At 42.4% G+C, this 5,273-nt stretch carries 3 protein-coding genes and 3 pseudogenes; 1 reads left to right on the top strand and 5 read right to left on the bottom strand.

Annotation, left to right across the window (positions count from 1 at the left end; genetic code table 11):
* Window positions 1-188: 188 nt before the first annotated feature.
* Window positions 189-287, top strand: a pseudogene (locus KEM39_RS10585) (IS1595 family transposase); the annotation flags it as partial.
* On the opposite strand, the pseudogene KEM39_RS10580 reads toward KEM39_RS10585, so the two are convergent.
* The 5 genes and pseudogenes from KEM39_RS10580 to KEM39_RS10560 all read right to left on the bottom strand — a co-directional run.
* Window positions 286-372: pseudogene (locus KEM39_RS10580) on the bottom strand (DNA helicase); the annotation flags it as partial. The pseudogenes KEM39_RS10585 and KEM39_RS10580 overlap by 2 nt on opposite strands.
* A gap of 96 nt (window positions 373-468) precedes the next feature.
* Window positions 469-1,578 (bottom strand): replication initiation protein RepM, encoded by a 1,110-nt coding sequence (gene repM, locus KEM39_RS10575; protein WP_211709998.1) that lies wholly within the window; start codon window positions 1,576-1,578, stop codon window positions 469-471.
* Between the two features lie 1,769 nt (window positions 1,579-3,347).
* On the bottom strand, window positions 3,348-3,608 hold the full coding sequence (locus tag KEM39_RS10570) for a hypothetical protein (RefSeq protein WP_025457413.1): 261 nt from the start codon (window positions 3,606-3,608) through the stop codon (window positions 3,348-3,350).
* Window positions 3,609-4,286, bottom strand: coding sequence for a ParA family partition ATPase (parA, locus tag KEM39_RS10565; RefSeq protein WP_211709997.1), 678 nt, complete (start codon window positions 4,284-4,286; stop codon window positions 3,609-3,611).
* A gap of 203 nt (window positions 4,287-4,489) precedes the next feature.
* A pseudogene (locus KEM39_RS10560) lies at window positions 4,490-5,273 on the bottom strand (IS5 family transposase); the annotation flags it as partial.

The raw sequence follows: 5,273 nt of genomic DNA, 5'->3' as shown, positions 1-5,273 counted from the left end.
CGCAGCGCGTGTGAAGTGAACAATGCGGTAAGGTTGTCAGCAGCACGAACCCGCCGAAGCGGTTTGGCAGAACACCGCCGACCGCAGTAGGAATCCCCCGCCCTTTAGGCGGGGGAGGATGTCAAAATCGTAAATTAGATTAATTTTTAGGGGCTGACGTAGATTAGCAGTTATGCCAGGCTACGAAAATAAAGATAACCAATTGTAAATTAAACAATAGAGTTCAAAAGAAACTGCTTGAATTTTTCGTACTCCAAGCTACCACCCGTTCCGCTGCCGATATTTTGACTGCTCCGCCTCCATTGAGTGCGGCGGAAGCGATAATGAGCTGATTCCTCCGTCTTCAGACGGCATGGCTGTGTAATCGTTCATGGTACATCTGCCGAAATTGCAATCTTCTATTGTAGCGTAAAGCAGGTTCAATTGGTTTCCGTACCGCAAAACAGGTAGAATACGCGGGCTACCGGGTTAAATACCTTCCTCAACCATCACAGTTAACATAGGAAATAATCTGGCAATCTGAGAATCGGCAATCCACCTGTTTGTCTCTTCTGTCCTAAGCATACCTGAATCTTTAACCCAAATTGTTCCATCCTTGTCCTCAAAACGTGTGCCATTAGAAATCTTTTCCCATTCGGTTAAAACGACTTTTGCATTTTTGTTTTCAGGATTTTTGACTCCATTATCTTTAGTCGCATCTTCAAATCCCCAACGTTCCTCTACGGCTTTTTTCAGAATATTCAGCCTATGGGCTTTAGTCACGTTCTGACCTTTTGCAATGAGCGAAGCGATATATGCTTCCGCCCTGACCCGTATCGTTCCGGCTTCCAAATCAGTCATTCCGGCAAAAAGTTCCGATTGATTTTCAAGAGGGATGTCTTTCGACCCTATTTTATGTAGGATTGAGAATGTAAAACCTACAATTTTTCGTCCTTCTTTATGCTGCTCGTAGGTAATGGAAATATCCGTTTTATCATTGATCTGCTTGACGGCGAAATCCAAAACCTTACGTTTGAATAGCTCCATTTTTTGATACTCGTCAGGCATCACACCCAAACGTTCGCGCAACTCCATTGTACTGAACATCGGTGTCTTACCGGCTGCACGCCATGAAATAATAATTTCGTAGAGCCGCACCGCGTATTTACTGCTCAACGATGAGACCTGATCAAGCTCGTAGCTTGTGAAGTTTTTTTCTAGCATCGTAATCAAAGGGGCAACATTTGGTGCAAAAACTAACTCTACCGTTGCCTGTTGTTCAATATAGGCGACCTGAGATACCCACCTTGTCCGTACTACCTTTTCCCCTTTTGGTGTTTTTTCGATAAAACTGAATTGGCGTTCAAAAAGGTTGTTACAGGCATCTTTCAAAGCCTTATACGCCGTATTGCGGTTGGTATGGAAATTATTCATGTAACTGCTGGCTGTAATGGTCAACCTGTCATTTGCGGTAATCCCCTTTCCCGTAGTCCTAGCCTCAATAATGGACAACAGTATTAACCTCTGCTCCACCAGTTCAAGATTGTAGCTGGCATTGATTAACGCATTGTCTTTAACAACAAGGTTTTTAACAGCCATAACAGATGGTTCCGCTAAATAAAAACAATATGCTACCTTTGTATGATTAGGGTGTCAAATGATCAGTTGATTCTTGAACCTTATGCACGCTAAAAGGTGTGATATACCTGCAAAACGGTGTGCCATTTCCCGACAGACGGTGCTGCATTGCACGGTAAACGGTGTCAAATAAAACGACAAAAGGTATGATATTGCCCGATAAACGGTGTGATATATCCTAACTTACAACAGCAATATCTTTGAAATTCAATATATTCTTTTGAAATATACAGACCGAAAAGAGAAAGGGGTTAAAAGACTAAAATGAAAAACTCACTCTATTTTTTTGTTATTCAAGGGTTAACCCCAAGACTGTTGCACGCCAAACGGTGTTATATAAGTTTTTAAAGGGCAGCACATAAAGCATCATCCTGATTTAGAAAGGAACGAATGTCCAAGCGACGGGTTTCAACCGGTAAGGAATCTTGCACACCAAAAGGTGTTATATTGAGGGTGTTTATATAGAATTTATTATAAAAATATATACATATCAATATATTAAAATAGCAGCATAAGTGAATTTTTTAAGCACGAAAAACGGTGTTATATCTTTGGCTGAAATCACATTTGCAAGACAATCAATCCTGAACCTTACATTAAAAGGCACACTGCTATGTGTGCTGCCCTTATTTTTGAGGACATTTATTAACGCCTTCTTAGCGGTACTTGGACATTCGTCCTACGTGTTAACGGCCCACCACACCTACAGGTAGGGTTCCAGCTAACAAAAGTTTTTGATGAAATTTAGCACATTATATGGTGTGATATTGAAGGCAGTATTGCCGATTATTTAGAATAAAATCTATATACATCAATTAATTAAATTAATAACTAGGAGGAATTTTTCAAGCACGATAAATGGTGTTATATCAATGTCAGATATGTTGTTCACAGCTTGTTTTACACGAAAACAGGTGTGATATGTCTATTTTCCCATCTGTTTAGTCTTGCACGCCAAAAGGTGCGATATACCTGCAAAACGGTGTGCTATTTCCTGATAGACGGTGCTGAATTGCACGGCAAACGGTGTCAAATAAAACGACAAACGGTGTGATGTTGCCCGATAAACGGTGTGATATATGCCATGATGGCGAGATAAACCCATTTAAATACAGAACACTAGACAAATAAAAAGACTGCTAAAAAAGAGAAAAGGTGTTAAAAGATTAAAATTAAAAAACAACCCCTATTCTTTATTTTTTAATATAGGCAAACGAAAAGGAATCATGTATTTCATGATTCCTTCTTAAATCCTGTATCAACCTAATATCAAAACACAGCCAAGGTTAATTTGAAATATACGCAAAATTTTAAATTTGTCGATAATCCGTTCTTGTAACTACAAAAAAAACATCACACAATCTGATTATGCGGTAGTTTTTATTCGCAACTTACCACTAGACGTTCAAGCAAACCATCCGATACGATGTACTCTAAGGTATATCCATCTTTGAATTGGGTAGTTAGAAACCCACGAATAGACAAAACTTTCAAATCCTTTCGGACGGTGACATCCGATAGTCCGTGTTCGCTCATCAGAAGGCTGACAGTGAATATCTTTGAATGGTATTCAACCAGTTACCTCAGAATATTCAACTGCCTTGCACTCAAATCCGTTATCGGATCTCCAACCATCGTCTGCAATAGGTTTTCTGGATGCTTACGGTGCAATAGAGGGAATGTTGGAGGCTTAATTATTTTCATTAGCCTCCGATACTCGTACTCGGATTTCAGCTTCCGTTTCGTTCCAAATACTCTCTGACGGCTTGAGCAACCATATCGTTTTGGGTGATACCGTGTCTTGCACAATGAATTTTAACCCTGACGTGCATGGAAACGGGGATGGGGACGGTAAGGCGGGCCTGACGCTCTTCCATTGTATTAAAGTTCGGTTTTTCTTCTTGAGGTTGAGGGGATTGTTCCGCCGGTTTTTCATCTTCTGCCGTATTGCCGGACAGCCAAGCAGACATATCTTTTTCTTTAACAGCCATTTATTTGTCCTTTCTTAAAGCAAGAATTTCATTAACAAGGTTTTCTATTTCAGTTACGGCAGGAGAGCGCGGATCGACTTCTCGGACGGACAAACCCCTTGTTCCGGCATCTGCAAAAATAGCTCGGGAAGAGATAAGTGTGTCGAAAAAAGACCAATCTTTCTCTTTAATATCCTGAAAGATGCCCTTTGCAACCTTGGTGTTTTTGGCAAAAGCATTGAAACAGATTGCGGAGATAATAGATGGTTTGAAATTCCGTGCTTCATCTACGAGCTCTTCCATCTCCTTAGTTGCCCATTCGTCGTATCCTGATGCCCGCATAGGCATCACGATAACATCACTGGTGATGATGATGTTTTTAGCCAAGGAAGTCATGCGGGGCGGGCCGTCGATAATAACGAAATCGTAGCCGTTTTCTTCCTGCATTTTGGGAATCTGCTGGGAAATGCTGGTATTGGGCATACCGATAACATTGTAGAGTAGGGGTTTGTCTTCGGGACGTTCACTGGCTCCGCGCATCGCCGTGCCTTGCGGGTCTGCATCTACAAACAGTGTTTTAAAACCACGGTAGGCCAATTCTGCGGCAACATTGGTACTGACGGTCGTTTTACCTGTTCCGCCTTTCTGATTCAGAAAAGAAATAATCATCTTATAGACCTTTGGGTAAGGTGCAGGCAAGTGTACACCTCAAAATTAATTTAAATATATTATTTCATTAAAGCTAGTACATTGCAACTATAAATTTAGCAAAGTTATACGACTGTGAAACTGCGCAACTGCTAAAATGTAAAACAGCTAAACTGTTGAGAATATAAAAAAGAGAAGCCTGAAGGATTCTGTTTTAAATTACCTCCACAATTGCCATAATTGCCGCGTCCGTTTTATGAGCGTGTAACTAAGGCAGACACACTTAGCCTGTTGGCGGCTTTCAACAGGTTCAAACACATCGCCTTCAGATGGCTTTGCGCACTCACTTTAATCAGTCCGAAATAGGCTGCCCGCGCATAGCGGAATTTACGGTGCAGCGTACCGAAGCTTTGTTCGACCACATAACGGGTCTTCGACAAATACCGGTTACGTTTGGTTTGCGTTTCCGACAGCGGACGGTTGCGGCAGGCTTTGCGCATAATGCCGTCTAACAACTGACGCTCTTCCAGATGTTGCCGGTTTTCCTCACTGTCATAGCCTTTGTCGGCATAGACGGTCGTACCTTCGGGCAGTCCTTCCAACAAAGGCGAGAGGTGGTGGCACTCATGGGTATTGGCGGGGGTGATATGCAGTTTTTCGATATAGCTTTCCGCATCGGTACGGGTATGTTGTTTGTAACCGAGTCTGTAGAGGCCGTTTTTCTTTATCCAACGGGCATCGCTGTCTTTACTCGGAGTGGTTTGGCCGCCGACTTGTCCTTCTTCGTCAACTTCTATGGCTTGACGCTGTTTGCTGCCGGCAGTCTGAATAATGGTGGCATCAACAACGGCGGCGGATGCTTTCTCTACTTTTAGGCCTTTTTCGGTCAGTTGGCGGTTGATCAGTTTGAGCAGTTCGGACAGAGTGTTGTCTTGCGCCGCCGGTTGCGGTAGCGGCATAAGGTGCTGTAATCGGGAATGCTCAGTTCGTCAAAGCGGCAAAACAGGTTGAAGTCGATGCGGGTGATGAGGCTGTGTT

It is taken from the genome of Neisseria sp. Marseille-Q1983 (genome assembly GCF_018224585.1).
GTDB lineage: Bacteria > Pseudomonadota > Gammaproteobacteria > Burkholderiales > Neisseriaceae > Neisseria > Neisseria polysaccharea.
Note: the sequence above shows the minus strand (reverse complement) of the source record. Positions and strands in the feature narration are given on the sequence as shown.